Genomic DNA, 25,541 nt, shown 5'->3' on the forward strand with positions numbered 1-25,541 from the left:
ATATGCTTCAACTAGGTAGTAAAGCTGTTTTTCTACGTTCAAGCTTTTGATATACAAGTGCAATCAGCATCGCCGGCACGGTGCAAACAAGCATCCCGATAAAGGCATATCTAGGTTCAATCTCGTATAAATAGCCCCCGAAGATTGTAAACACTGCCGTGCTCCAGCTAAGGGCAAGCGCTGAATATATGCCTTGTGCTTTCGGTATCTGATCTTGTGGAATGTGTTTGATCAAATATTTCATAAAGGCATAATGCCCCATGGCAAACGAGAATGCATGTAAAGTCTGCGCGAGACTGAACATAATTACATTTGGAAAAGCAAACACTAAGATCCAACGAACGGAAGAACCGATGGCTGATAGGGTCAGTAAAGAGCCTACCGAGAATTTGTTAAAACTTTTATCTGCAATAGAGAAAAAGATGATTTCGGCAATTACCGAAATATTAATAATGAGACCAATCAGGTAGACTGGAGCATGGATATGCTGCAGAAAAATATAGCCGTAATTGTAATAAGCGGCATGGGCTGCCTGAAGCAGAATAACAATCAGTAGGACCAAGCCAAAGTGTTTAATACGGAATAAATGCAGCATGCCTGCTTTTTTGGTTGGGCCGATTTGCGGCTTTTCAGTTAAACGATCAGGTGCCCTCATAAAACTGAGACATACAAACACAAGGAGTCCAAGCAATAACGCCCAATAAATCACTTCGTCTCCAAATCTCCCCGTAAAAAGGGTTAGAATCATGCCGATGGAGACAAACCCAATGGAACCCCATTGACGACTTCTTCCATAGTGTCTTAATTGTTTGCTTTGCACAAGGACACTGGCCGTACTATCTAAAGCAGGCATCAGAATGGGGTAAAATAGGTGGAACAGGATCGTTACTAGGAGTAAACCGGTAAAAGAGCTTACCGGAATATAACATAGAATGGCAGCCAGTGCACCGATTCCGGCCACATTTAATAGGACTTTACTGCTAAGCCTTGCTGATAAATAAGGAAATGCGAATAAGGTGGACAGGCCTCTTGCAATTAAGCCGAAGCTCATAATCAAGCTGGCTTGCGAGACGGTAATTCCTTTTGTATAAATCATCCACCCTGACCAAAATGGCAGGAAAACGCCCCATGTCATAAAAAAACTAAAGAAACGTGTACTCATCCAGCGGTGTGCGTTCATTATTATCCTCCTCGTTAAGTGTATGATATCATCGTGTGAAATAAGGATAATAGGAGATATCTCGTATTTTGGGGGTGAAATATGGAAGTTTACAAAGGTGAGAAAAAAAGATTATATCTGGAGAAGAACTCAATAGCCTCTTTATTTTCTTTTCCAGTTGAAGAGTTTATGGAAGTGCACGAATATCAGCGGGATGAATGGATTATTAGAGAGGGCATGAGGCCTGTCTTTTTATTCTATGTAATAGAAGGAAAGGCGAAAATATATGTAAGTCATCAAAACGGGAAAGTATCTCTAATTAATTTTATTAATGCTAATGATTTTATTGGGGAAATGGAATTAATCAATGATGTGTATTATACCAAAGGGATTCAAGCATTAACGAAAACCATTTGTTTCGCGCTTCCGGTTCACCGATACCGTACACAGCTGCTGGATGATGCAAAATTTCTGCGGGAACTGACCAAATTTTTAAGTGTAAAAGCTACATTTATGGCAGCAAAGTATTCACAAAGCCAAGCTTTCCCGCTTGAAAACCGGCTCGCGGATTTTATTTTGCAAACTGCCGATGAAGGGATTTATAAGGAGAAGCATGTAACGGTTTGTGATTATTTAGGTGTATCTTATCGGCACTTATTGCATGTCCTCACAAAATTTTGTGAAAATGATTACTTGCAAAAGGAGGGGCGGAGCTATCGAATTAAACAATTCCATGCTTTATATGAACTTGCCGAGGCGTTAAAGAATAAATGAATGGGCGTACACACACGTTCATAATGAGTGTTAAAGCAGCGGCAATCTAGGACGTAATTTTCCGGTCCATGGCTGCCGCTGCTTTCGATTTTCTCCGCATTTATCGAGTTACGGCTACATCTACTTTAAACGGCCAATCGCAACAAATAGGGCAAACGCTAAGAAAATGAGGTTCACGCCAATTTGCCTATATTCGCCTCGCATAATATGGAATATGGCACCGAAGAGAACGATTGCAGCAAGTCCGGCCGCGGCAGTCGGCGTCAAAACAGGGACGATTTTTGTGGCTTGAGGCAAAATTAAACCTATTACTCCAAGCAATTCCGCTAAACCGATAAAGAAAACGAGAGCTTTTGGAACATCACTCACCCATGTCCAAGACGCTTTTGCCGCTTCATACTGAAACGCCTTCAACCAACCGGAATAAATAAATCCTACTGCTAATATTCCTTGTACGATCCATAAAACGACATTCATGAATGATGCCAACTCCTTACCACTTTCATCTATTGATATCCCAACCTAACTAACGATCATCCATCCTGTTATTTCTTCAGTCGCCTCCTCTTGTGTCTATTGAGCTCTAGGTGCATAATAATCTATAGAAATTTCTTTAGGAAGTAGTTACTTAAAATAAACGTAGTATACAAAAAGAAACCTAGGGCGAGTAAAGAAGTGGAGGGTATATTCATGTCTACCTTTTGTAAATTCGAGACGGCGTTGGAGATCCTTGTTGGGAAATGGAAGCCGGTTATTCTGCTTCGCCTTTTTTCAAACGGAACCATGAGATTTAGCGAACTTCAAAAAGCGATTCCGGATATAACTAAAAAAATGCTGACCCAACAATTACGGGAATTGGAGTATCACGATATTGTTCACCGTGAGATCTATCGCCAAATTCCCCCCAAGGTGGAATACTCCATCACCGAATACGGTAAGGGTATGGCAACCATTTTGCAGGCGTTAAACGATTGGGGAGTAGCTCATGTCGAGCATTTAAATGAGTTATACGGTACGAATCATTCAGTGGAAACGCACAGAAAAGATGCAATGGACAAATAGATTATGCTGATGGCAAATTAAAAAGGCTGCCCGGCATGAAGCAACGATTATAGATGCATACAAGAAGGCACCCGCTTGGGTGCCTTTTTTTTTGCTCTTCCCCCACAATCCTCATGCCATATCCCATCAAGTTACGTTTAAGCCCTTGCCATGCAAATACTCCGTCATGCTGCTGAGCGGCAATTGTAATTTGAGCAGGTCGATGTGACTTCGCGACCAGCCGGCGTCGCGGTTATTCTCGCTGCGGGTTTGGTAGTAGTGTCTCATGTTATGATCGTACGCTTCGATTCGTTCCCGCAAATCGCTTTCGGATGGGTAACTATTTTGGAAGCAAGCGGCTTCTAGCGGAAGGCGGGGCTTAATCTCAGGCGGCTGCTGGATGGGTACGCCGACTGCGATGCCGAAGAGCGGGGCGTGCTGGGCTTGATTCGCGTTCGAGACTGTTCCGGGCAACAAAAAGGAACTGTATTTTGTGCTTACACCGCAGGGAGAGACGATCTATAAGCTGCACGAGCGGCTGGATGAACGTATCCAGGCCGCTGGGGTTCACTTGATGGCCCAGTATACAGGGGAACAGCTGGAGTTCATCCGGGATTTCATGAACAAGCTGACGTCCCACTCTTTTCTTAAGCTTGACGAAGAGCAAACACGAGAGTCAAATTTTTGACGGCTGGCAGCGTTCCGCGTCCGGCGGATAGAAGTGCTGCATCAATGGACGCTCGGTCGGGGCGCAGCGGTGTGGTACTGGAGCGGGAATCGCTGCGGGAACGAATGCGCTGAGGAAATTGAAAAGATACTTGAACGCTACTGACAGACTGGTGTCAGTAGCTTTGTTGTATGCTGGAACCAACTAAAGTAACAAGGAGTTGGAATCGGTAATGGATACGAAAGAAATATTGCGTAAGTTTGAGGAAACGGTCAGCGGCTATATCGGGGAGTTGGACGGCGTCGGACTTGAGCAGCTGCTGTGGAAGCCCGCGGAAGACGAATGGTCGCTCGGTCAAATGCATGTGCATTTGATCAATTCCGCACAGTTCATGCATTTGCGGAATGTAGCGCTGTGCCTCGCGCCGAACGGCAGCCCGGCAGTTTCTTCGACGGGAAAGACGAAGCAGGGGGAGGAAGTGTTCGGGGCGGGAAGCTTTCCGCCGGATCGCGTCCAGGTTCCCCCATCACCTCAATACACACCGCCTCAACCGGAAGGTAAGGAACAGCTCGTGAATGGGCTGCGCGACATGGTGCGTCGGATGACCGAGATCGAACCGATGGTGGCTGCGGCGTTTGATCCGGTTGCCCAAGCAACATCGGAACCGGGAAAGGATACGGCTTTCGAGCTCGTGCGAAATACGGTTGTCCATCCGCGATTCGGCGGATTGAATGTGCTCGAATGGTTTCATCTGATCGAAATGCACTATCGCCATCATTTGCTACAGAGGAAGCGTCTCGATGACGCCTGGAGGGCAGCGCATGTATGAGGTCAGGCAAGGTGCCGGAAAGACCGGAAATGTCGACGCTATTCTAAGCGGCGTGGAGAGGGAGCGGGTGAGTCCGTCTACTCCTGGCCCAAAGGAGGACCTGCCAGGGGACTGTTCATTCCCGAGTGACGGGGATGCCGACCCGAAAAGTGGAAAGCAGCGCTATTGGATCGGCGTCGTCTCGGCATCGCACGTGCAGCGGGGGGTACAGGGCGGATTTGCCCAGATGTGTCACGGCAAATCTGCGCCGCTGCGCAGGATGCAGCCGGGGGATTGGCTTGTGTACTATTCTCCTCGTACCGAGATGGGAGGCGGGGAGCCGCTGCAAGCGTTCACCGCTATCGGGCGGGTAGCGGACGATCGTGTATACGAGTATGCGATGTCCGCGACGTTCGTACCCTTCCGCCGGAACATCGAGTATGTTCCATGCCGGGAGGCGAGGATTGTAGACTTGCTGGACCGGCTTAGCATCACCCGCGGTAAGCGGAATTGGGGGTACCCGTTCCGTACCGGCCACTTCGAGATCGACCGTGAAGATTTCTTGACCATCGCGGACGCCATGCACGCGGACTTCGGATGAGAACGGCCCCGGTTCCCCAGGCGGGAACTGTACCCGCCTCTCGGGTTGGTTAGTCATCCGCCTTATCTGGCGGGAGAAACATGATGTCTGTGCTGCCGCGAGCGAATTTCGTTATGGCCGTCTTTGATTAGTGTATACTTGGATTGCTAGGAGCTGTCGCGCCGCGATAGGCTCCTTTCTTATTTTTCGATGGACTCGTAAAGCTGAGCCGTAACATAAATGACGCAAATTTTCTTGGGGAAGGGCATACCGTGCTGAGAGTTGTTATAATAGATCTATGTTAACTCCTATAATCGCCTCCAAGTTATATGTCCCTGCGCCTCGGTCGAAAGCGGTTCTGCGCCGAAGATTAACCGAAAGGCTAAATAGGGGCCTGCACCGAAAATTGACCCTTATCTCTGCCCCTGCGGGCTACGGCAAAACGACTTTAGTTTGTGAATGGATAGCTGACTGCGACCGGCCGGCCGCATGGCTTTCCCTTGAACAAGGGGACAACGAACTTACGCGTTTTTTGACTTATTTGATCTCCGCTCTTCAGACCCTATCTGAGAATATAGGAGAAGGCGTGCTTTCCGTACTTCAATCACTTCAATTGATACCGACCGAGTTGGCTATGACGGCTCTTCTTAGTGAACTCACGGCTATTTCCTCTCCTTTCATCCTTGTCCTTGACGACTATCATGCAGCGAGTTCGAAAGAGGTCGACGAAGCTCTACGCTTCCTGCTGAACCACCTTCCCAAACAGATGCACCTAGTGATAACGACTCGCGAAGACCCGGCAATTTCTTTGCCGCGGTTGCGGGTTCTGGACCAAATAACCGAGCTGCGCGCTGCCGACATTAGATTTACGTTTTCGGAAGCCGAAGCTTTTTTCAACCATGTAATGGACCTCAATCTCTCCACAGACCACATAGTCGAGTTTCAATCACTCACCGAGGGATGGGCTGCGGGTCTGCGCTTGGCTGCGATCTCCATACAGGAAGATCATGACGCCGATCAACTCCTTCGGTCTTTCACAGGCAACCACCATTTCGTACTGGATTATCTGGTAGAAGAAGTTCTGCAGCGGCAGCCCGAAAACATGCAGGCTTTTTTATTGCAGACCTCTCAACTCGACCGGCTTTGCGGACCGTTATGCGATGCCCTGTTACTTAATCCTAAGGTTGCCGGTAAGGAAATGTTACTCGATCTTGAACGTAAAAATTTGTTTGTCATTCCCCTGGATAAAGAACGGCGTTGGTATCGGTATCATCATTTGTTCGCGGATATCCTTCGCAGACGGTCTGTGGAATATTACGGCGCGAACCAAATTGCAGAACTGCACAAACGAGCGAGCATATGGTACGAAGGCAGCGGATTCGAGCTTGAGGCGTTCCGTCATGCCATAGAAGCTGAAGATATAGAACGAAGTTCGCGTCTGCTTCAAGGCAGAGGGATGCCCTTGCATCTGCGAGGGGCTGCAAGAATGACGCTCAACTGGCTGGAGTCGTTGCCTGCCAAGGAACTGGATGCCAGACCCGAATTATGGGTGTTTTATGGTTCCGCTCTATTGATTGCCGGCAAGCCGACGGGGGTTGAACACAAGCTCCGAGCGGCAGAGGCGGCCATGGAGGGCGTGGAACAAGACGCCCGTACCAGAGACCTAATCGGATGGATCGCGGCCACCCGTGCTACACTGGCGTCCTTAATGTTGACCGATAATCACGACCTTGCCGAATCAAATCTTCAATCAGCCGAAGCGGCTTTGCAAGACACGGTGCTCGAAGACAAGACCGAAGGGCTTGTCGGATTGATTGGGTCTTCACGGAATGCGGAGGTAAGAGGAACTAAAGGAACAAACGGAATAGACAATGTTATAGCCCAGTCACGCCGAGCGCTTGCCTATCTGCGTCCGGATAACCTGCCTGCTCGGACGGCATCCGCTTGGATGCTAGGCGTTGCTTGCCAGCAACGGGGAAATTATGCCGAGGCTTATGAAGCCTATAACGAAGTCATAACGAACTGCCGAAAGATTGATCATCAACTAATGGCTGCAATGGCCATTATTGGAATCGCTCAAATCAGGGAAGCGGAAGGGCGGCCCGATCTGGCGGCAGAGCGTTACCGATCGGCCCTGAAGCTAGCCGGTGATCTACCGCACCCTGTAATTAAAGAAGCTCAAATGGGCCTGGAGCGCATGAACCGCGTCCTCGAGGACGAAATGAAGGGCAACCGGATTGAGCCGCTTAGCCAACGCGAAATCGAAGTGCTGGAGCTCATAGCCAAGGGACTCTCCAATCGGGAAATTGCCGAGAAGCTCTTCTTAGCTTTGGATACGGTGAAAGGTCACAATCGAAGGATTTTCGAAAAGCTTCACGTGAAACGACGCACGGAGGCGATCGCCCGCGCCCGCGAGTTAAACTTGTTCATGAACACCCCTAAACCACACTAAAGTGTCTACAGAGCCGATTCCTCTTCAAGCTATAATGCAAATAAATTAGCCAAGAAAGGGGATAAGGCATGAGAAAGTCTGAAAGAGCGGCAGGGGCGTTATTTTTATTGTCGACGGTTGCATTCCTGATTGGAAGCGGAATATTGGATCCTATTTTGCATCGGACTGATTTACTCAGCAGTATGTATTCCGAACGAACCAGCGTGTTTACGGGATTGCTCTTGGAGCTGATCAATGCCGTGGCAGTTGTGGGGATTGCCATGTTACTGCACCCGATATTACGAAAACATCACGAAACGTTTACGATGGGGTACTTCGCTTCTCGGGTTATGGAGTCTACATTGCTCATTTTGAGCTTACTCGGTCCGCTTGTTCTTCTTGCGTTAAGCAAGAAATCGATATCCGCTGGAACCTCCGATGATTCATACTTGCAAATGATGGGGAACTTAGCGGTGGAAGCTCATATCCTGTTATTCGACATGGCTATGATCGTACTGAGTTTAGGCAGTTTGTTGTTTTGTTATATCCTCATTCGATCAAGGTTGGTTCCACGATTATTGTCCATCATCGGCCTGATTGGGTATACGGGACTGTTGGTAAGCAGCTCTCTGTCGATCGCCGGCCTAGATTTAGGAAACGTTCTCTATATTCCCGGAGCGATATTCGAAATCGTGTTACCGGTCTGGCTTATCGTTAAAGGATTTAATCGGCCCACGGAGGAAACTTAAAATGGTTGATTATTCCCGGACGCTGGATTGATAAAATAACTTTGAAAGAGCTCTAGGTTATAGGGGCTCTTTCGCTGTTTAGGATGTTACGGTTAACAGTGACACAAGTGGGAGTAAAGTGAATGATTGAAAGGGGAGCATCCGGAGATGACCCGAATTCTTGTCGCAGACGACGACGCGCATATTCGCAAGCTCATCACCTTGTATTTGCGGAATGAAGGGCTTGACACTGTCGAGGCGGCAAATGGGATCGAGGCGCTCTCCATCATGGAGAATCAGGCCGTCGAGACGGTGATTCTCGATATTATGATGCCGCATATGGACGGATGGGAATTATGCAGGGAGATTCGCCGCCTCTATCCGGAGATTCCGCTGCTTATGGTAACGGCCAAAGGAGAATCGGGGCAAAAGGTGAAAGGCTTCCAGCTCGGCACGGATGACTATGTGACTAAGCCTTTCGATCCCTTGGAGCTTGTGATGCGAGTAAAAGCGCTGCTAAAGCGTTATCGAATCGTTTCCTCTCAGGTCGTTCAATTAGGCGGAATCGTGCTGGATCGGCGGGCTCACAAAGTGATCCGCGAAGGCGAAGAGCTTCTATTGCCGTTAAAAGAGTTTGAACTTCTGTTCAAACTGGCTTGTCACCCTGGACAAATATTAACCAGAGAACAGCTAATCGTGCAAATTTGGGGGATGGACTACAAAGGCGACGACCGGACCGTCGATGTCCATATTAAGAGAATTAGGGAGCGTTTCGCCGAGGATGCCGAGCATTTCCGCATCGAGACGGTCCGCAGTCTCGGATACCGGCTAGAGGTGAAGAAATGACGAGGTCTCTATACGTCCGCGTCGTGCTAACGTTTTTGGCTGCTATGGGAATAGGCCTGCTTGTCTCCGTTTTGGCTGGGCTCGCCCTATTCGAGGAAAAAATAGACCGAATCGGGCAAAACGATCTGATAGCCGCGGGCGAGGAGATCATTCGCGTCTACGAACAGACGGGGCCGGCAAATGTGGATCGGTTCATGGAAAGCATGGTGAAGCTGTCCTCCTACTCCGTTCAACTATACACCGGCTCTGGAACCATGAAATCCTTCAAGTACAGCTCCGACGCGGACGATCTTGCAATTTCGCAGGAATCCATTCGGAAAGTAAGGGAAGGCGAGATATACCGATCTTCCTCCAAGGATAAGGAGACGTTCATCGGGCTGCCGTTCCAAATCGGCGGTGAGCGTCATGCCTTATTTTTGCGGCCCTCATCCAAAAATGAGTCGACCCTCATTCACTTGATGCTAGCCATCCTTTCATTAGTTCTGGTTACGGGAAGCATCTGCATTCTCATAGCCGCGATCTATGTTGTAAAACCGATCAAGACGCTTACTGCCGCGACTAAACGGCTTGCGAAGGGCGATTTCGACGTGGAATTGGGAGTGAAGCGCAAGGACGAGCTGGGAAATTTGGCTCGGAGCTTTAACGAAATGGCGGTTGATCTTAAGCAATTGGAGCAGATGCGCCAGGACTTTGTCTCGAATGTGTCGCACGAGATTCAGTCTCCGTTAACGTCTATATCCGGTTTTGCGAAAGCGCTGAAGGACATGAATGCAATTGCCGAAGAGGAGCGCATTCAGTATCTGGATATCATCTTGGCGGAAAGCGGCCGGTTATCCAGGCTCAGCGATAATTTACTCAAGCTCGCGTCCCTCGATTCCAATCACCATCCACTGGAGTATGCCACGTTTAATCTTGACGAACAAATCAGACGGGTTGTCGTAAGCTGCGAGCCTCTATGGTCAGCGAAAAACCTGGATATCGATCTGGATCTGCCTCAGGCTGCTGGAATAACGGCCGATAAGGATCAGCTCGATCAAGTATGGACGAACCTGCTCGGCAACAGCATCAAGTTTACGCCGGAAGGCGGAATCATCCATTTTCAATTAAGGACTCGCCTGGACGGATATTCCGTGACTTTATCCGATTCCGGGATCGGTATTGCACCTGAACAACTGGGCCGCGTTTTCGAGCGTTTTTACAAGACGGACCGGTCCCGGAACCGCAGCGGCGGCAGCGGCCTCGGACTCGCTATCGTCAAAAAAATTGTCGCTCTTCACGGAGGCGATATTCATATGGAAAGCAAAGTCGGACAAGGCACGAAAGTCGTCGTTCATCTGCCCGCCATTCCGCCTGACAAATCGTAACCGGCCGGTTCACGCTCCGTTCATATTTCTCCCATACTCTTCTCCATGTATCGCGACAATGGCTGCTAGGAGAAAATGAATGGGAGGAGACGGAAAATGAGCGTTATCGGGACGATCGATTCGGTAAAATGGCTGACGGTTTATGAATTGATCATGTGCATCATCAATTTATTCGTATTGACGGTTTTCGCGGTGCCTATCAAGAGATATTACAGATGGTTTGATTTTTTACCCGGTGTGGGTGTGCTTGCGGCTCTTGCAAATGTCCTGTCCGGGGACATGACCCTTCTGGCTCTGATCATCGAGTCGCTGACGCTACTTGTGTTTTTATGCACAATTAGGAGACTGTTAAAGCCTAAAGCCTGGACGGCTCCGAAGAAGAAAGCATTGAGGATCGTTAGGAGCGTAATCTGCGTATGCGGAGCTGCTCCCGTTGTGTTTGCGTTAGCAAACGCGGGAGTATTGCGGTACAACCCGGTTAGCGATTTTAGCGGCATGGGCTACTCCAAGGCGTTCGTCGCCATGAATGAAAGATTGTCGCGTGAATATCCGTTTGGGGAATGGAAGAAAATCGACTGGAATGAGCGCCGAAGCAAGTACGAGCCCATCTTCAAAAGGGCCGAGAAAGACAAAGACTCCGACGATTTGTATTATAAAACGCTAAGAGAATATCTGTTTTCTCTGCGGGACGGACATATCAAAATCGTTAACGATAATGTGTACGATGGGAATCCGGTGTTTAAAAAGGAAGTTGGCGGCGGTTTTGGATTAAGCACCGTTCAGTTGGATAACAGTAAAGTTCTCGTAAGTCTGGTTTTAGAGAACAGCCCCGCGGCCAAGAGCGGAATGAAGCCAGGTGCGGAAATCGTCGCCTGGGACGGAAAAACGGGGAGGGAAGCTTTCGGCCAGACGACATGGAGTGAGAACAATGTGGCTACGGATGAGGTGAAGAGGCTCAATCAGGGACGATTTATGGCGCGTGCGCCCATCGGCAAAGAAGTAGAAGTCGAATTCCGCAATTGGGGGGAGTCCGAACCTATCCGAACGAAGCTGACGGCTTATGACGATCAATTCGAGACGTTGAAGAAGACGAAACCCAAACTCGCCCAAGCCGATCTGGATGCTTCCCCCATTGAGGGAAAAGTCCTTGGAAACGGCTATGGATATGTGCAAATCAAGCATTTTCTCCCTAATTCAAACGGTACCGCACCTGAAAAAAGCCTGGCGGATCTATTGAAATTGTTCCAGGATAAGCACGTAAAAAGCTTGATTATCGACTTGAGGAACAATCCCGGCGGGGACGATCAGCTTGCCGCCGATCTGGCCGGCTTCTTCGTCAAGGAGACGAAACACTACGAATATGTCAGTTATTACAACAGATACACGGGGGAGTTTGAACTGAACCGGAATGAAGTCGTCAGGGTCAAGCCGGCAAAGCCTTATTTCGACGGAACAGTGGCCATCTTGATCAACAGCAGAACCGGAAGCTCGGGAGAAGGGATGCCTCTTGTTCTAAAAGGCTTACCCAATGTCAAAATCGTAGGGTTCACCTCAACGGCCGGTTCGTTCGGACTCTTGAGCAGCCCGATCGAAATTAAGATGCCGGAAGGCTACGTCATCCGGTTCCCCGATGGAAGGTCGCTCGATCAGAACAAGAAGGTCCAGGGAGACGCGGACCAAACCGGAGTGGGGGGCGTCGTTCCCGATATCAAGATTCCCCTAAATGAAGAAACATTCAAAGAAAGCGTGATGGACGGGCAAGACGTCGAGTTGAAGTGTGCGATCGACGCGATGGAGAAATAATCTTCGCATGGAGTTGGCGGAAAACCGCGTCATCACCCGAGGTCAATGCCGCTATCGTGAACGTGGACGCGGGTACTCATTTCTTTTTCTCCAACTCCGCCTTTAATCGTGCATTCTCTTCCATTAGCTTGTGAACGTCCGCGACATCCTTGCCGGAAACCCAGCCATACAAATCGTCTCTTGCTGCATACACCGGCAATTGATCACGAAGGACCATTTTAATGTGCCGCACATCTTCAACATAATAGATAGGGATTTGTTCCATGACCGATTGCTTAAACTCTTGAAACTTCTGATAGTATTCAATTGCCGCGAAGTCGTATGGCTTTTGTCTTAATGCTTCATCCGTAACAACAAAAGCAAATCTAGGTTTGCCCGTTTCTCCGGCATACTCGTACTCCCAATGCGTATAGCTCTTGGATTCATCAGGAAGCGTTAAACCATAGAATCCTCCGAGAATCAGGATATATACATCGGACTCGTCAATCCATCTCTTCCTAATGTTCACCGGACTTTCCTTGAAAAATTGCTCGATTCCGGCAGGGATATGACCGGCTTGAAGCACGGCTTCAACAGCGGTATGTCTTTCCTCAATAAGATCGTAGTAAGTAGACGATATGTAAATCTGTAGTTTTTTTCTCATAGGCTCACCCAAATTAAAGAATTCGTATAAATAAAATCTACTACTCTCTCACTTTATTTGTCAAAATTAACCGGAGTTTGAACTGTATCCTAAGTAAGGATAGGGGAAAATTGGATAGAAGTGATACAATGGGGGCATCGGAAACCTAAAACGTTTTGATAGGGTTTAGAAGAAAGGATGATAGAAATGCCGAATGATGACCACGCTCGTCCTCCCGCCGGTTCGATTAAAGAAGATGGCCGTTATCCCCTCGACCTGACCGGTCCGAGCAGTCACACTCTTGTCAGACAAAAAGGTGTGGGCAGTCTAATTATTGGACCGTCGCATTTGGGGAAGAAGGCAGACCTTCACGTCGCGCCCGATTCGCCTATCGATTGGACCGTATTCGATGCCTTTTCCACGCCGGCGGGCTCGCCCTGGCCGCGATTTCTGCATTATACAGGAGGTGACGCAGGCTTCTTTGACTGGGCGCAGAAACGCCCCATTGAAGAGATGACGTGGGCTCCGATCCTATCTGAAGACACGGTGGTGGATGCCGGCCCATCTATTTTGCATGGCTTGACTATCGAATTGGGTCCGTCCGGAGGGCACCTAAGCTTAAGACTTCCGAGGAGGCCTTCCCGTTTGAGCGTGTCCGGTGATCTGTCACGTTTCACGGCCACTGGCGATATGCCCGCTTCTCTGACACTAGCGCCGCGCACCGGCAGACGTAAGAATGATACCCCCTTCTTGATGCCCGACCTGGGTGAGTTGCACCAGGTGACGAGCCTGGCGCTGCAGAACGCGCCGCTGGGACAACCCATCTCGCTAGAGTGTCTGGACCGGTTCCCGAACCTAAACTCGCTGAGTTTGTGGGGGAATTTCTGCGACGTAGACTTGCTGGCCCGGCAAACCCGGTTAACGAATCTGGAGCTGCGCTTCATGCCCGATCTGGAGGACCTCCCGTCCTTGAACGTGTGGCCGTTGCTTGACCGTTTTATCGCATACAATGTGGAAGAGTTCACGGGTAAGCGTCTGAGGCAGCAAATGAAAACACGTGCTAAAACCCGCCCGTGGACCGGCCATGTTTCAGTGAGCCAATTGCGAAAGCCTGAGTGGTGGTCGACCGAGTTCGGACGCCCGTTCTCGTCCTGGCCTAAACGTCTGGCCAAGCTGGCTAACGAAGCTTACGACGCTGCACAGGCAGATTTAGCGCAGGCCCGCAGCTTTGCCGATGCCGAGGCGGTTATTACCGCTTTCACTCTACGTTTCAATACGCTCAAAGGCATCGAAACCACCGAACGGGAAGACCTTGGCGAAGCGGTTTGGCAGCTTAGCCAGTCCGATCACCTGATTGGTCAGCCGATAACGGAAGAAATGGCTCAAAGCTGGTTCGACGCAGCGCGCAATTACTGATTGAAATGATCACAAAGTGGTCATGAATGGATGGAAAGGGCTTTGCCAGGTCATGAGCTTGGGATGGGCTACTCTTAGCGGAAAAATTGACAAAAGCGGGCTTCCGCAAGAACGCCCAAAACACCTCCAAAGAGAAGGTGTTTTGGGCGTTTTAAGCTAAGAAGAGCTTTACTTATTTGGGCTCAGTGAGTCGGCCTACAAGCAGCCCGTACATCAATAGAGCGAACAAGGTAATTGCAGCAAGGATCCATAACACCGTTCCAAAAGATACTACATCCATTAGGGACGCGGTATAGGTGATGCCTATAGAAACGGCCACATTCAACACCAAGTTGTAGAATCCAATGGCTGTTCCTGACCTTTCTACTGGAATGGAACGTATACATGAATCAAGCATAGGTGCGTACATGAATGCGAAAGACCCCGAGAACAGCAGCATGGAGAGAACATATACAATAACCGAGCCTCCAATAAGGCCGGGCAAAGCCAGGCTGCATACGATAATGAGCATAGCAATGGAAACCGCTTGCTTATTGGTCAATACTTTTGCTATTTTTCCAGACAGCGATCCAACCAGTATCGCCGTTACATAACCCGGTATCAGCAGCAGCGAGATCGTGTCGAGCTGTAGATTATACATCTTCTGAAGCAGGAAGGGGAAAATAAAGATGTAGCCCAGTTGAACGGAATAAATCACAAAGGCGATGGCAAGAACGGCTGCAAACCGTTTATTTTGAAAAAAGGAAATGCCGATGAACGACTTCTTACTCTTGGTGATATAGCCAAGAAATAGTCCTGCTGCGGCTGCGAAGCTAACAATAAAGATCCAGTTGAAGTCCGTTAAATACATCATGACTGAAGTAGCAATCGCGGATATTAGAAGCAGACCGATAAAATCAACATGACTCTTCCGGGATTGTTCCTTCGGCAAATATTTAAGAATGAAGGGAAGCAGGATTAAGGACAGCAGCGGGATTAAGAATAACGTGGACCAGCTTAAATAGGTGGACACGTAACCCCCCGTAATGGAACCGATAACAAGGGAAAGCGAATAACTGCTTGTGCTGAGACCAAGGAACTTTTTCTGCTCCTCTTTGGGCAGGTGTTTCGTTACATAGATCACATACAGAGTTTCAGCCGCGGCCAGGCCTGCTGTCTGGATCATACGGGCAATAATAACGAGCAGATAAGAGTGTTGAAAAACAAAACCGATAACGGAACCGATGCAGATTAAGATAATCCCTGCACTCAGCAGCTTTCGGATACTGATCGTGTCGGCCAAAGAGGCATAGATGACGGCGCCGATTCCAATCACAAGTCCCGCTAATGAGGCTTGCCAGCTAACCGCTGCTGCCGAAATTCCCAGATCATCGGCTATAGCTACCGAAACCAGCTTGAATGAGTTATCGACGATCAAGGCAAAAACGAAAAAGAGCAGAATGACAGGCACGGCCCTTTTCGGCTGAAAGGCTGGGGTAGTTTGCGGTGTTTGTTCAGTTCTAGTAGCCATTAGCCACATTCCTTTCTTGGAATGGAATGATTAAGCGAGTTCCAGTGCAATTTCCATCATTTTAGTGAAAGCTGTCTGTCTTTCTTCGGGCGTCGTGGATTCATGTCTGAAAATATGATCGCTGATCGTCAAGATACACAGTGCGTTAACGCCCGCATGGGCCGCGTTCATATACAGGCCCGCAGATTCCATCTCGGCGCATAGAATGCCCATTTCACTCCATTTCTTCAGCGCCGTTGGATCCGCATTATAGAAGATGTCACTGGAGAGTACATTGCCCACATGAACCTTCTGCCCCTGTGCATCCGCTATTTTCTTGGCTTTTTCCAACAGCTCGAAGGAGGCCGTAATCGAATAGTGACCAGGGAGATTGTACTGGTGCCCATAATTGGAATCGGTTGCAGAACCCATTGCGAAAACGATGTCATACAGGTTCAAATGATCTTGAATCGCCCCTGCGGAACCGATTCGAATGAGATTCTTAACCCCGAATACATGAATCAGCTCCCATGAATACAGACTCATGCTTGGAGTTCCCATTCCCGTTCCCATCACGGATATTTTTCTGCCCTTGAAAGTTCCCGTGTAGCCCAGCATACCGCGGACTTCATTGAATTGGACGACATTCTCCAAAAAGTTCTCCGCAATAAACTTCGCTCTTAAGGGATCGCCCGGCAATAGAATCGTCTCCGCGATCTCTGCTCCTCCAGGTTGAATATGCGGCGTTTCTTTAGGGGATGTACTCATTTTAAATCTCCTTTTCTTTACATATTGGTATAGTTGTATAGTAAGTTGTCTAATTGGTACACGGATAAAGTACCATACATCGCATTCCTTTATCAACTTATTTTTTCTGGATAAATTTCTAATGTTCTATCCCTTTAGGCGTTCCTATGCAAAAAAGCAGTGGCTTCTCCTTTATAGAGAAACCACTGCCCGGCAATTCTATTATGTCCTATTTTCTCGAAGCGTTGATCACAATCCGGCTAAATTCCTTAGGAATATAATATTTATTGTATACAATCGGGTATTGTTCATTTATATATAGACTTTCCAGCAGCAAGTCACATCCCTCGTCGGCATCAAGTTCAAATTTTTGAGACGAGGTATTCATCACCGTAGAATGTTTGACCTCCACCGTTGCAGAGTTAGCCAGCTCATACACTTTATTCTCAAGCATGTCCAACAGCTGCTCTTCATTTTGGAGGTCCAGGTTCAGTTCCGTTACGGCCTCAATTGCCATAAAGGTAAATCCGAAAGCCACGGCCTGTCCTTTACTCATATACCAACGCTCAACGGCTACCACAGCCGTGGCTTTCCTTTTCAAGATCTCTTTGGTGTAGTCACTCTCCAAGTCCAGTCTGAACTGGATGTCGACATGGTCAATGTTCTCTGTATGGCATTTATGAATAGGGTTTCCGATTTTATCCAGCCCATCATTTCTCTGCACCATTCGAGACGGGGTAACAAAGTTTCCTTTGCCATGAATACTCTTTACCAGCCCGTCATCCTGCAAGAGAGCCAATGCTTGTCTTAACGTCATCCTGCTTACGTCGAACATTTTGGCAAGTTCAGGTTCAGTAGGCAATTGACTATTGGAGGGGAACACACCACTCATAATTTTTTTGAAAAGTTCATTGTATACAGTAAGGTATAGCGGTTTTTTGGCTTTGGGCAGATGTTCCGGCTTTACTTCCATCGGTCCACACACCTATTCTCTAAATTCATCCGTTAGAGCCTATTATAGCACACCCGTATCGTTGAGTTTGGGCGGATCTTCCTGGCGAGGGTGGATTCATAACCTAGACGAAAAAGCCGGCTATGAGGTGAAGTGTAGCTTGTTTATTTAATTAAATGGCCTGCCCAGAGTCACACATCTTCCTCTCTTACAATATGATGGGTCTAGGAAATCTAAAGAGGTGATCCAATGGCAGTCGTAAAAGCCAGGGACCAGGACATTGATATGCTGGCAAGGTTGCTTCGGGCCGAGGCTGAGACCGAAGGCGAGATGGGCATGCTTCTTGTTGGAAATGTCGGCATTAACCGGGTAAGAGCGAATTGCTCCGATTTTAAAGGAATCCGGACCATTCCCCAAATGATCAACCAGCCGCATGCGTTCGAAGCATTGCTACATGGTCTGTATTATCAAAAAGCAAGAGATAGGGAGCGTCGTCTGGCGCGGCGGGCTGTGAACGGGGAGCGGAATTGGCCGGGTAAATTCTCCCTGTGGTATTTCCGTCCGGGAACGTTCGAAAATCCCGGACCTTGTCCGGAAACTTGGTATAATCAGCCGCTCGCAGGACGATGGAAGAAGCACTGTTTTTATGAACCGACCGGGGAAGAATGCGAAAATATATATAACACGTTCTAATTTTGTCTCATTAAGCGCCGCGTAAATCGCGGCTTCTTTATTATTCTGAAGGAGACAAGTTTTGGTTTACAAAAAGCCATCCCGCTAAGGATGGCCGTATACATTTAGCTCCGGATTTGGACGGGCCCCGTCCATCTATTTGCGCGTGATGTCGATGATAAAAGGCGCAGTTTAGTTTCTGGTTTTGACAGCCAGCCCGCTAAATGAGATTGGCCCAACAACATCCACTCTTGTATTTGCAGTGCGGTTTTCCGCCGTGACTGTGTAAGCATGCGTACCTGCTTTTACATTTCTATCTTCAGCTTGGAAGGTAACGATATAATTTTGCTCCGAACCCGTAGATTCGATACCTTGCTGTGTATTGAAAATTTCTGTATCGCCGCGGAAGACTCTAAAGCGAATTTGCCCAATGCCCGTGACACCTCTGACACCAACGGATGCCACCAAATCTACCCGGTTCGGTTGAGAATTCGCCGGGATCCGGATTGGGATTGTTGCTATGCCGGATTTTTGCGGGGCCCGCCGAATAGTAAACGATTTGGCCGGGTTGAAGCGACTAAGCGGCTGGACGGCCGCTTTATCAAGGATGCGTACCACAGGATCAACTCCTCTTTTTTTATGCTCCAATTTATGTAAGAGGAAGCGGGAATGACCGGGCACATTTAAGATGAACACGAGATCTGTGTTTTAACCCTAACTTTGGCAATTCTTTCCGAGGAAAAGTAGTCGCTGCCGGGTCTTTTTATGGCATCGAATCCTGGTATTTGTCGATATAGAGCGTCCCGTCCAACTGGAGCTCTGCGTAAAATACTTGATCCAAAGAATGGATGCCGGCTTTCTTTAATTGTTGGTTGAGCCAGGCAGCGGAGACATCCATTTTGATCAGATTTTTTTCTACGGTTTTGCCATCAACGATAAGCTCAGTCGGGATTTTTTGAATAGGCGTAGAGTTGCTTTTATATCTTTTTTTGTTGCGGGCAGTCGTTCTTCTTTTCTCAACACACTGAGTTTACCGTCAGGTTCCAGAATTGCAAATTCGACTTCTTCGGGCGAGAAGACATCCTTGTTCCGAAGCAGCTGGATGAAAGAGCGTTAAGCTGACCGTACCCTAAGTGATGGTGAAAATAATGTCGTGGGAACCTAGGAGAATGTGGTGGGTGTATGGAATATTTTAGGGGGGTGATGAATATGGACAAAAAAATGGGCGAATTTATTATTTGGGCTAATGAAAACGGTTGGGCTATAACCGAAAAATCCGGGGTTCAATTAAATTTAGATAGCAGCATTGTATCGAGATATAAAGAAATCCCAAATGAATATTTGGATTTTTTAAGTGTGGTTGAAAAATGTAGGACACCAAATGAGAAGACTTGGTTTATTTGTGAGGATGAGTTCAATAATAGTTCGGATAGTGCGTTTAAATGGAATGAAGTTGAATTGCTCAGTTTAGAAGCAGCAGTGAATGACGATAGTTGGAAATCGGAAATAACTGCGTGGTGGGATAATTACTTGCCGATCGTTATGTCAGTTGATGGCGGATATTCCTTCTATGCGATTGATTTAACCCATGATAAAGGTGCTATTGTACGCGGCTATGAGCCCGAATTCGAAGAAGTTGATAAAGTGGCCAATTCTCTTGAAGAGTTTTTGGAATTAATTATGTCGAATTCAATAGAGTTCCCGTGATAAATAAAGGTGTATATTATTGCCCATAGCGTGTACTAACGGGAGAGGCGGTCTGCTTTACGCAAAAAGCCTCCCACTATTTCAGTCTAATATTGAGGCCACTACGTGATATTTATTTTTTTGTGCGATAACAAAAACAACTATGAAGAGATCAAAAAAATGATTCTTCATAGTTGTTTTGTTTTTTTTAATCTCCTGGTTTAATACGCTGGAATATCTAATTCTTTACGTAATTCTTTCACTGTTTTTCCTTCTTTTTTTAGATAAGCTTGTTGTTCTTGTTCATACCTAGCAATTTTTTTTTCAAGCTCTTCAGCTTTCTTCATATACTTACTATCTTTTGTCTCTTCCGCCATGTGTTTTAGTTCACTTACCGAATCCTTCATACCAGCGATATAACTTTTAAGTTGATTTGCAAATTTAGCTTCACCATCGGGATCAGCAATTTGCTCTTTTTTTGCTACTTCCTTGCCTAAATCCTTGAGTTCTTTACCAGCTTTAACGGTAGCCTCAATTTCTTCTGGTGTTTGATTCGGCATCTCGTTTAATTTCTTTTTATTTGATTCAAACGCTGACTTTAAGTTATTCAGATTTTTGATGGGGTCTACGTCCCCGAAAGCTACTCCGGCGGTTAAAAGACTGCTTCCGATAATACCTACAGTGATCGCAATAACAGTTAATTTTTTTTTCATTATTGTTCCCTCCCGTTTAATTTGAATTTAACTTGTGGCTTTTTTAATAATTAGTAGATATACGTAGGAAGCCGTGCCTTCATCCTTTCTTGCTTTAATTATATTTTTAAGATCAAGTCCACTATCCCATACACCTGCTGAGTCCGAATGTTGAGATACATAAGTATCTGACGAATTATAACTGTCAACAGTAACTGTATGTGTTGTCTTAGCATTGATATTAAAAGTTGTTTTTGTTGAATTCTGGTGTCGAATTGTCGAAGTACATATATTTTTGATAAAAAATCCACCTTACAATAAAAAATGTATGACCAGCCTGTCATGTAAAGTAGACAGTTTATAACAAGGAAAGGTTTCATAATTTTGGAAGAAATGTGCTATTCAAGCATCTTAGTGTCCTTGACGTATATTTTGGTTAAAATGTTGGCGGGACCTCAAGAAAAGGTAAAGAAAACAGGTGTTATAATCCCCCGGTTCACCGTCCCTAAATCCCAATGGACCCCGGAAAAAAGCATCCGGGTTCCATTGGGATTCTTAACGGGACTCGCTAGAAGAAAAACCATTAGGGTAATGCTCAAACATGATGGTTTTTCTTCGTTCCGCTATCGCTCCATCTTCGCAAACCATCATGAGATGGGCACTCTACTCTACACGGGACGACAAATGCCCAAAAATAAAAGGACATCCGCTCTGAAATTCAAAGCGGATGTCTTTTTTGTAATTTCCATTAGCGACGGATGGCAAGATAAAGAAAGTTCTTAGTGCCTCGTTGCGCGGGGGACTTCATTTCTTTTACGATTGACGGGCTCCGTTCCGCCCCGCCAGCATCAATGCCAGCGGCAGGATGAGCACCGTGACGGCGGCCAGCACATTTAGGCAAATGTTAAACGCGTCGGAATAGGCGGATACCGAGCCGGTATGGGCTTCAAGAGCGCTAAGCCAAACGATGCCGATCAGGGCGATTCCGATCGTAGAGGCGATCTGTAGGCTGGTTGTCATGACGCCGGATGCGGAGCCGATATCCGTTGTACGGATTTTCGCCAAAACGATATTCGTCAGTGGCGCGGCGACTAAGCCTTGACCGATGCCGAGCACAGCCAGAGCCGGGATCCACACGCCGATATCGGATGAAATTCCAGTCGTTCGGACTGCCCAGCTAAGCAGCAGGTAACCGGCTGTCGTCAAGATGGAACCGACGGTCAGCACATGGGCTCCAAGCTTCGCAGTGACTCGGGAAGAGAACAGCGATGCGAGGAAGTAGCCTATTCCCATCGACCCGATTACAAGACCCGCTTGGAGAGCCGAGAAATGAAGTCCAAGCTGAAGCATGTAGGCGGAGACAAGGAAGAAGGCGCCCTGTGTCGACATCAACAGCAGCACGACGAGAATGCCGGACGTGAACACTTTATGTCTGAAGAGATCGACATTCATAAATGGGAGCCGGTCGAGGCGCAGTAGCCGACGTTCGTACCAGGCGAACAAAACCAACACAGGAGCCGACAAGAGCAAACTGACGACGAGGCCGGCGGGCCATCCTTGACGCTGTCCCTGCACGAGCGGATAGACGAGCATCAGCAAGCCGGCCGCGGCGAGTGCGGCTCCAATCCAATCCAGTGGCGCGCGATCCGGCGAGCCGGATTCCGGAATAAACGGAATCAGGGCCAAGATGAGAGCCCCGAGCAGGACGCTGATCAGGAATACCGCTCTCCAATCCAGCTCCCACAAATTCATGCGGAGAAGCAGCCCGCCGATTATTTGCCCGGCCGTCGCCGCGATTCCCTGGGTCGCTCCATACATGCCGAAGACCGCACCCCGACGTTCCGGAGGATAATTGGCTTGAATGAGGGATAAGATCTGCGGCATAAACAGAGCGGCGCCGACGCCTTGCACAACGCGTGACGCAATGAGCAGAGTGACGTGGCCAGATAAGCCGCATAACAGAGAAGCGACCGTGAATAAGGCCACCCCGATGAACAGCATTCTCCGGCGTCCAAACCGATCGCCCAGCCGGGCGCCGATAATCAGCAGAACGGCGAACGTAAGCGTATACCCGGTAAGCATGAATTGTACATCGGCGAAGCTGGCCCCGAGCCCTTTCTGGATTGAAGGCGTGGCTACGTTCACGATGAACGCGTTCGACACGGCCATAAATACGGGCAAAAGCAGAGCCGGCAGCATCAGACGCGATCTGCGTCCGTCTCCTTTGGAGACGGGGTCGCGAGTCCGCACCACCTGGGTGGAAGCGTCCGAAAGTGCATTGGGCATAGAAAGTTCCCCTTTCTCACTACTCGCTCGATTGACAGGAGGCGAGTGGATTTCATATAATGGAGTAGACAGGTCTGTCTCTTCACGATCAAAATGATACAGACAGATCTGTCTCATGTCAACATACTTTTTTCCAAACCTATAGAGACGGGGGTCGAATATGCAAAAAGAATCGGCTAGAGATCGTATACTGCGAGTCGCCTCCGAGTTGTTTTACATGGAGGGAATACGGGCGGTCGGCATCGATCGGATTATCAAGGAATCCGGCGTTGCCAAGGCAAGCTTCTATCGAAGTTTCGCGACGAAAGATGATCTGGCGGTTGCTTATCTCGAATCTAGGGATGAACTAAAAGTAGAAAAGCTGGAAAGATTGAGGCAGCTGTATCCGAACTCCCCTAAGGAACAGCTCGACACCCTCATTCGCGATGTGACCGAACAGATGGGGATGCCGGATTACCGGGGGTGTCCGTTCTTGAACGCGGCGGTCGAATTCCCGGATCCGGATCACCCCGCCCACATCAAATTGCTGGGCATTCAGAGAAGTTTCTGGTCTCGGGTTCTAGAGCTTGCAAGGGAAGGCGGGGCACGAGAGCCCGAGGAGCTGACTGCGCAGCTTAGAATGTTGTATGACGGATTCGTGATGAAGAGCTACTTGGATAGGTCCGAATTTGATCCGGAGTATTTTCGGAATGCTGCGGAGCTGCTCTTGGAGAAGCAGCTCGCTCCGGTTAACCATCGCGGGTAACGCATGATCTTCATTTCGCGGGAGGCAATATTACGCTCGGACATACGTACAACCTAAAGAGGACCGGAGGCAGCGCCTCCGGTTTTTCTTAAATAAATATGTTCGCCGATAGATTCGTTAAGCGGAGCCATCACAAATAGAACGGAATTTTATCCTTACCCTATTTCGGGAGGATGGGTACTGGGGGAATGGTTCAAATGGAAAAGCACCGGAGGCATGCAACTAAGATTTTGATTGTAGACGACGAACCCGATCTCCGCAAGCTGCTTACGGATTACCTTGAAATAAACGGGTATGTTGTGATGGTCGCCCAAAACAGTCGCGAGGCGATTCGGCAAATTGAAGAGCATCCGGATCTAATTTTGCTTGACATAAACATGCCGGAGATGGATGGTCTTGAATTATGCAGAAAAATCAGGAACTTTATATCCTGCCCTATTTTATTTTTAACCGCCCGTGTGGAGGATACGGATAAAATATCGGGTTTTCGTGCGGGCGGAGACGATTATATTCAAAAGCCGTTTAGTATTCATGAATTAGGCGCAAGGATAGAGGCGCACCTGCGCCGGGAAATACGAAGTCAGCATAAAACGTCCGTCAAATTTAGCGAAGATTTGGTGATTGATTATTCAGCCCGTGCACTTTATTTCCGTGACGAACGAATTCCCTTGGCCAAAAAAGAGTTTGCCATTATTGAGTTGTTGTCGACACATCCAGGCATGGTGTTCGACAAAGAACGTATTTTCGAGAAAGTATGGGGAATTGATGGTGAGGGAGACAGCGCCGTAATCGTAGAACACGTTAGAAGAATTCGTTACAAATTGAAAGAGCATGGCTGCGATGATAGGATCGAGACGGTCTGGGGAGTAGGTTACAGATGGCGAAAATCATGAACTGGCTGCAGTTGAAGCGGATGAGTTTGCTTCAGTCCTTCATCTTTTTATGCTGTCTTATGCTGATCGCGGTTTTAGCCGTTATCGTAGTGGAGTTTCAATGGGCTGAAAGCTTACGACAGCGTTATGCCGCGCACTCAGAAGCAAACGACTGGATACTACCCTCGTTAATCGCGTTGGTCCTGGTAACCGTTGCAGCCGGTATTGTTCTAATGGCCAGCCTTTTTTACCGTTGGAAGTTAAGAAAACCGCTAGATATCTTGATGAAAGCATCTGAAAAAATTTCTTCGGACGATCTGGGATTTCGAATTTCGTATGACGGTAAGGATGAGATGGGCGAACTATGCCGTGCATTTGAAAGAATGCGCGGACAACTCGAGAAGAACTATACCACGTTGTGGCGATCGGTTGAGGAACGCAAGCAGCTGAACGCTATTTTTGCACATGACTTAAGAACGCCTCTGTCTGTCCTGAAAGGAAATTTCGAGTTTCTAAGCACCTATCTGCCCCAAAATAAAATATCCGAGGAAAAGCTCCTGGATATGATTCAGACCATGAGTGTACATATTGTACGACTTGAAAAGTACACGGAGGCGATGAGTTCCATTCAGAAGATGGAGGACATGCCCGTACACAGCCACTTCATTGAAATGGACCAGCTCATCGCGCTGCTTAATGAGAGCGCACGCCAAATAATTGGGCAATGCGGCAAGACCTTCAGCACGTCTATTGCTTCAGATTCCACAAGCATAGCGGTTGATACTCATTTGGTGCTGCAAGTCTTTGAAAATATTACGGCGAACGCAGCACGTTTTGCTTCCGGACTTGTCCGTATTCATTATTGCGTCAACATGGGTTATCTCTCCATTACGGTTATGGACGATGGCACCGGTTTTTCGGAAGCGGATCTTCACAAGGCGATGCTGCCTTTTTATCGCGGAGAGGTTGCGAATGCGAATGAACACCATGGAATGGGACTGTATATTTGCAAAGTCCTGTGCGAAAAGCATGAGGGGAATCTGCAAATAGATAATGGTCCCGGCGGCGGCGGGCAAGTAACAGCCCGTTTTTTGACGGGGTTGATAAATAGTTGATAATTATCGATTAGTATTTCCTTATCAAGTGATGAGGGGTGCTAAA

At 47.9% G+C, this 25,541-nt stretch carries 28 protein-coding genes; 16 read left to right on the forward strand and 12 right to left on the reverse strand.

What is annotated here, in order from left to right:
• Positions 1–7: 7 nt before the first annotated feature.
• Positions 8–1,180 carry an MFS transporter gene (locus KVT34_RS19895; RefSeq protein WP_217560572.1) on the reverse strand — a complete coding sequence of 391 codons (1,173 nt, stop codon included), beginning with the start codon at positions 1,178–1,180 and terminating at the stop codon, positions 8–10.
• Between the two features lie 81 nt (positions 1,181–1,261).
• On the opposite strand from KVT34_RS19895, the gene yeiL reads away from it, so the two are divergent.
• Positions 1,262–1,933 carry a transcriptional regulator YeiL gene (gene yeiL / locus KVT34_RS19900; protein ID WP_217560573.1) on the forward strand — a complete coding sequence of 224 codons (672 nt, stop codon included), beginning with the start codon at positions 1,262–1,264 and terminating at the stop codon, positions 1,931–1,933.
• A 120-nt stretch (positions 1,934–2,053) separates the two neighbouring features.
• Here the strand turns inward: yeiL and KVT34_RS19905 are convergent, their stop codons facing one another.
• A complete protein-coding gene (locus tag KVT34_RS19905) occupies positions 2,054–2,410 on the reverse strand; it encodes a DoxX family protein (RefSeq protein WP_217560574.1) in 357 nt (118 codons plus the stop codon).
• Positions 2,411–2,623: 213 nt separating this feature from the next.
• On the opposite strand from KVT34_RS19905, the gene KVT34_RS19910 reads away from it, so the two are divergent.
• Complete coding sequence (locus tag KVT34_RS19910) at positions 2,624–2,995, forward strand: winged helix-turn-helix transcriptional regulator (RefSeq protein WP_217560576.1); 372 nt, start codon at positions 2,624–2,626, stop codon at positions 2,993–2,995.
• Between the two features lie 126 nt (positions 2,996–3,121).
• Here the strand turns inward: KVT34_RS19910 and KVT34_RS19915 are convergent, their stop codons facing one another.
• A complete protein-coding gene (locus KVT34_RS19915; RefSeq protein WP_217560577.1) occupies positions 3,122–3,448 on the reverse strand; it encodes a nitroreductase family protein in 327 nt (108 codons plus the stop codon).
• Between the two features lie 19 nt (positions 3,449–3,467).
• Here KVT34_RS19915 and KVT34_RS19920 point away from each other — a divergent pair, with 19 nt between their 5' ends.
• The 8 genes from KVT34_RS19920 to KVT34_RS19955 all read left to right on the forward strand — a co-directional run bounded on the left by KVT34_RS19920 (position 3,468) and on the right by KVT34_RS19955 (position 12,201).
• Positions 3,468–3,662 carry a hypothetical protein gene (locus KVT34_RS19920; protein ID WP_217560578.1) on the forward strand — a complete coding sequence of 65 codons (195 nt, stop codon included), beginning with the start codon at positions 3,468–3,470 and terminating at the stop codon, positions 3,660–3,662.
• Positions 3,663–3,873: 211 nt separating this feature from the next.
• The gene (locus KVT34_RS19925) at positions 3,874–4,470 is read left to right on the forward strand and encodes a DinB family protein (protein ID WP_217560579.1); all 597 of its coding nucleotides are present in this window, start codon (positions 3,874–3,876) and stop codon (positions 4,468–4,470) included.
• A 169-nt stretch (positions 4,471–4,639) separates the two neighbouring features.
• The gene (locus tag KVT34_RS19930) at positions 4,640–5,050 is read left to right on the forward strand and encodes an EVE domain-containing protein (protein WP_309244119.1); all 411 of its coding nucleotides are present in this window, start codon (positions 4,640–4,642) and stop codon (positions 5,048–5,050) included.
• Between the two features lie 385 nt (positions 5,051–5,435).
• Positions 5,436–7,481 carry a winged helix-turn-helix domain-containing protein gene (locus tag KVT34_RS19935; protein ID WP_254635024.1) on the forward strand — a complete coding sequence of 682 codons (2,046 nt, stop codon included), beginning with the start codon at positions 5,436–5,438 and terminating at the stop codon, positions 7,479–7,481.
• A 68-nt stretch (positions 7,482–7,549) separates the two neighbouring features.
• Positions 7,550–8,209 (forward strand): DUF4386 domain-containing protein, encoded by a 660-nt coding sequence (locus tag KVT34_RS19940; RefSeq protein WP_217560581.1) that lies wholly within the window; start codon positions 7,550–7,552, stop codon positions 8,207–8,209.
• A gap of 147 nt (positions 8,210–8,356) precedes the next feature.
• Complete coding sequence (locus KVT34_RS19945) at positions 8,357–9,034, forward strand: response regulator transcription factor (RefSeq protein ID WP_217560582.1); 678 nt, start codon at positions 8,357–8,359, stop codon at positions 9,032–9,034.
• A complete protein-coding gene (locus KVT34_RS19950; RefSeq protein WP_217560583.1) occupies positions 9,031–10,398 on the forward strand; it encodes a HAMP domain-containing sensor histidine kinase in 1,368 nt (455 codons plus the stop codon). Before KVT34_RS19945 ends, KVT34_RS19950 begins: the two co-directional genes overlap by 4 nt.
• Before the next feature lie 96 nt (positions 10,399–10,494).
• A complete protein-coding gene (locus KVT34_RS19955) occupies positions 10,495–12,201 on the forward strand; it encodes a S41 family peptidase (RefSeq protein ID WP_217560585.1) in 1,707 nt (568 codons plus the stop codon).
• Positions 12,202–12,277: 76 nt separating this feature from the next.
• Here the strand turns inward: KVT34_RS19955 and KVT34_RS19960 are convergent, their stop codons facing one another.
• A complete protein-coding gene (locus tag KVT34_RS19960; RefSeq protein ID WP_217560586.1) occupies positions 12,278–12,844 on the reverse strand; it encodes a DUF4062 domain-containing protein in 567 nt (188 codons plus the stop codon).
• Between the two features lie 186 nt (positions 12,845–13,030).
• Between KVT34_RS19960 and KVT34_RS19965 the strand changes: the two genes are divergently transcribed.
• Entirely contained in the window at positions 13,031–14,239 is a 1,209-nt protein-coding gene (locus KVT34_RS19965) for a hypothetical protein (RefSeq protein WP_217560587.1), read from the forward strand.
• Between the two features lie 172 nt (positions 14,240–14,411).
• On the opposite strand, the gene KVT34_RS19970 is transcribed toward KVT34_RS19965, so the two are convergent.
• From KVT34_RS19970 to KVT34_RS19980, 3 genes are all read right to left on the reverse strand, one after another.
• Positions 14,412–15,749: an MFS transporter gene (locus KVT34_RS19970; protein WP_217560588.1), complete on the reverse strand. Its 1,338-nt coding sequence runs from the start codon at positions 15,747–15,749 to the stop codon at positions 14,412–14,414.
• Positions 15,750–15,779: 30 nt separating this feature from the next.
• Positions 15,780–16,496, reverse strand: a complete 717-nt coding sequence (gene deoD, locus KVT34_RS19975) for a purine-nucleoside phosphorylase (protein WP_217560589.1) — start codon at positions 16,494–16,496, stop codon at positions 15,780–15,782.
• Positions 16,497–16,704: 208 nt separating this feature from the next.
• Positions 16,705–17,448 (reverse strand): GntR family transcriptional regulator, encoded by a 744-nt coding sequence (locus KVT34_RS19980; RefSeq protein ID WP_217560590.1) that lies wholly within the window; start codon positions 17,446–17,448, stop codon positions 16,705–16,707.
• Positions 17,449–17,676: 228 nt separating this feature from the next.
• Between KVT34_RS19980 and KVT34_RS19985 the strand changes: the two genes are divergently transcribed.
• Positions 17,677–18,120, forward strand: coding sequence for a cell wall hydrolase (locus KVT34_RS19985; protein ID WP_217560591.1), 444 nt, complete (start codon positions 17,677–17,679; stop codon positions 18,118–18,120).
• A gap of 171 nt (positions 18,121–18,291) precedes the next feature.
• Here the strand turns inward: KVT34_RS19985 and KVT34_RS19990 are convergent, their stop codons facing one another.
• The 3 genes from KVT34_RS19990 to KVT34_RS32985 all read right to left on the reverse strand — a co-directional run bounded on the left by KVT34_RS19990 (position 18,292) and on the right by KVT34_RS32985 (position 19,203).
• Positions 18,292–18,717: an exosporium protein C gene (locus KVT34_RS19990; protein WP_217560593.1), complete on the reverse strand. Its 426-nt coding sequence runs from the start codon at positions 18,715–18,717 to the stop codon at positions 18,292–18,294.
• A gap of 145 nt (positions 18,718–18,862) precedes the next feature.
• Positions 18,863–18,997, reverse strand: coding sequence for a DUF421 domain-containing protein (locus tag KVT34_RS32980; protein ID WP_254635025.1), 135 nt, complete (start codon positions 18,995–18,997; stop codon positions 18,863–18,865).
• A 17-nt stretch (positions 18,998–19,014) separates the two neighbouring features.
• Positions 19,015–19,203 carry a YetF domain-containing protein gene (locus KVT34_RS32985; protein ID WP_309244121.1) on the reverse strand — a complete coding sequence of 63 codons (189 nt, stop codon included), beginning with the start codon at positions 19,201–19,203 and terminating at the stop codon, positions 19,015–19,017.
• Between the two features lie 105 nt (positions 19,204–19,308).
• Here KVT34_RS32985 and KVT34_RS20000 point away from each other — a divergent pair, with 105 nt between their 5' ends.
• Positions 19,309–19,806, forward strand: a complete 498-nt coding sequence (locus KVT34_RS20000) for an SMI1/KNR4 family protein (RefSeq protein WP_217560594.1) — start codon at positions 19,309–19,311, stop codon at positions 19,804–19,806.
• A gap of 200 nt (positions 19,807–20,006) precedes the next feature.
• Here KVT34_RS20000 and KVT34_RS20005 read toward each other — a convergent pair whose 3' ends face one another.
• A complete protein-coding gene (locus tag KVT34_RS20005) occupies positions 20,007–20,498 on the reverse strand; it encodes a hypothetical protein (protein ID WP_217560595.1) in 492 nt (163 codons plus the stop codon).
• Positions 20,499–21,290: 792 nt separating this feature from the next.
• Positions 21,291–22,763, reverse strand: a complete 1,473-nt coding sequence (locus KVT34_RS20010; RefSeq protein ID WP_217560596.1) for an MFS transporter — start codon at positions 22,761–22,763, stop codon at positions 21,291–21,293.
• Between the two features lie 160 nt (positions 22,764–22,923).
• On the opposite strand from KVT34_RS20010, the gene KVT34_RS20015 reads away from it, so the two are divergent.
• The 3 genes from KVT34_RS20015 to KVT34_RS20025 all read left to right on the forward strand — a co-directional run bounded on the left by KVT34_RS20015 (position 22,924) and on the right by KVT34_RS20025 (position 25,495).
• Positions 22,924–23,508 carry a TetR/AcrR family transcriptional regulator gene (locus KVT34_RS20015; protein WP_217560597.1) on the forward strand — a complete coding sequence of 195 codons (585 nt, stop codon included), beginning with the start codon at positions 22,924–22,926 and terminating at the stop codon, positions 23,506–23,508.
• A 197-nt stretch (positions 23,509–23,705) separates the two neighbouring features.
• A complete protein-coding gene (locus KVT34_RS20020; RefSeq protein WP_217560598.1) occupies positions 23,706–24,401 on the forward strand; it encodes a response regulator transcription factor in 696 nt (231 codons plus the stop codon).
• Entirely contained in the window at positions 24,386–25,495 is a 1,110-nt protein-coding gene (locus KVT34_RS20025; RefSeq protein WP_217560599.1) for a sensor histidine kinase, read from the forward strand. Before KVT34_RS20020 ends, KVT34_RS20025 begins: the two co-directional genes overlap by 16 nt.
• Positions 25,496–25,541 lie beyond the last annotated feature (46 nt).

The organism is Paenibacillus sp. GbtcB18 (genome assembly GCF_019091125.1).
GTDB lineage: Bacteria > Bacillota > Bacilli > Paenibacillales > NBRC-103111 > Paenibacillus_F > Paenibacillus_F chitinolyticus.

Coding starts and splice junctions, on each gene's coding strand:
- KVT34_RS19895 (WP_217560572.1), bottom strand. CDS start 1,180: ATGAACGCACACCGCTGGATGAGTACACGTTTCTTTAGTTTTTTTATG.
- yeiL (WP_217560573.1), top strand. CDS start 1,262: ATGGAAGTTTACAAAGGTGAGAAAAAAAGATTATATCTGGAGAAGAAC.
- KVT34_RS19905 (WP_217560574.1), bottom strand. CDS start 2,410: ATGAATGTCGTTTTATGGATCGTACAAGGAATATTAGCAGTAGGATTT.
- KVT34_RS19910 (WP_217560576.1), top strand. CDS start 2,624: ATGTCTACCTTTTGTAAATTCGAGACGGCGTTGGAGATCCTTGTTGGG.
- KVT34_RS19925 (WP_217560579.1), top strand. CDS start 3,874: ATGGATACGAAAGAAATATTGCGTAAGTTTGAGGAAACGGTCAGCGGC.
- KVT34_RS19940 (WP_217560581.1), top strand. CDS start 7,550: ATGAGAAAGTCTGAAAGAGCGGCAGGGGCGTTATTTTTATTGTCGACG.
- KVT34_RS19945 (WP_217560582.1), top strand. CDS start 8,357: ATGACCCGAATTCTTGTCGCAGACGACGACGCGCATATTCGCAAGCTC.
- KVT34_RS19950 (WP_217560583.1), top strand. CDS start 9,031: ATGACGAGGTCTCTATACGTCCGCGTCGTGCTAACGTTTTTGGCTGCT.
- KVT34_RS19955 (WP_217560585.1), top strand. CDS start 10,495: ATGAGCGTTATCGGGACGATCGATTCGGTAAAATGGCTGACGGTTTAT.
- KVT34_RS19960 (WP_217560586.1), bottom strand. CDS start 12,844: ATGAGAAAAAAACTACAGATTTACATATCGTCTACTTACTACGATCTT.
- KVT34_RS19965 (WP_217560587.1), top strand. CDS start 13,031: ATGCCGAATGATGACCACGCTCGTCCTCCCGCCGGTTCGATTAAAGAA.
- KVT34_RS19970 (WP_217560588.1), bottom strand. CDS start 15,749: ATGGCTACTAGAACTGAACAAACACCGCAAACTACCCCAGCCTTTCAG.
- deoD (WP_217560589.1), bottom strand. CDS start 16,496: ATGAGTACATCCCCTAAAGAAACGCCGCATATTCAACCTGGAGGAGCA.
- KVT34_RS19980 (WP_217560590.1), bottom strand. CDS start 17,448: ATGGAAGTAAAGCCGGAACATCTGCCCAAAGCCAAAAAACCGCTATAC.
- KVT34_RS19985 (WP_217560591.1), top strand. CDS start 17,677: ATGGCAGTCGTAAAAGCCAGGGACCAGGACATTGATATGCTGGCAAGG.
- KVT34_RS32980 (WP_254635025.1), bottom strand. CDS start 18,997: ATGGATGTCTCCGCTGCCTGGCTCAACCAACAATTAAAGAAAGCCGGC.
- KVT34_RS20000 (WP_217560594.1), top strand. CDS start 19,309: ATGGACAAAAAAATGGGCGAATTTATTATTTGGGCTAATGAAAACGGT.
- KVT34_RS20005 (WP_217560595.1), bottom strand. CDS start 20,498: ATGAAAAAAAAATTAACTGTTATTGCGATCACTGTAGGTATTATCGGA.
- KVT34_RS20010 (WP_217560596.1), bottom strand. CDS start 22,763: ATGCCCAATGCACTTTCGGACGCTTCCACCCAGGTGGTGCGGACTCGC.
- KVT34_RS20015 (WP_217560597.1), top strand. CDS start 22,924: ATGCAAAAAGAATCGGCTAGAGATCGTATACTGCGAGTCGCCTCCGAG.
- KVT34_RS20020 (WP_217560598.1), top strand. CDS start 23,706: ATGGAAAAGCACCGGAGGCATGCAACTAAGATTTTGATTGTAGACGAC.
- KVT34_RS20025 (WP_217560599.1), top strand. CDS start 24,386: ATGGCGAAAATCATGAACTGGCTGCAGTTGAAGCGGATGAGTTTGCTT.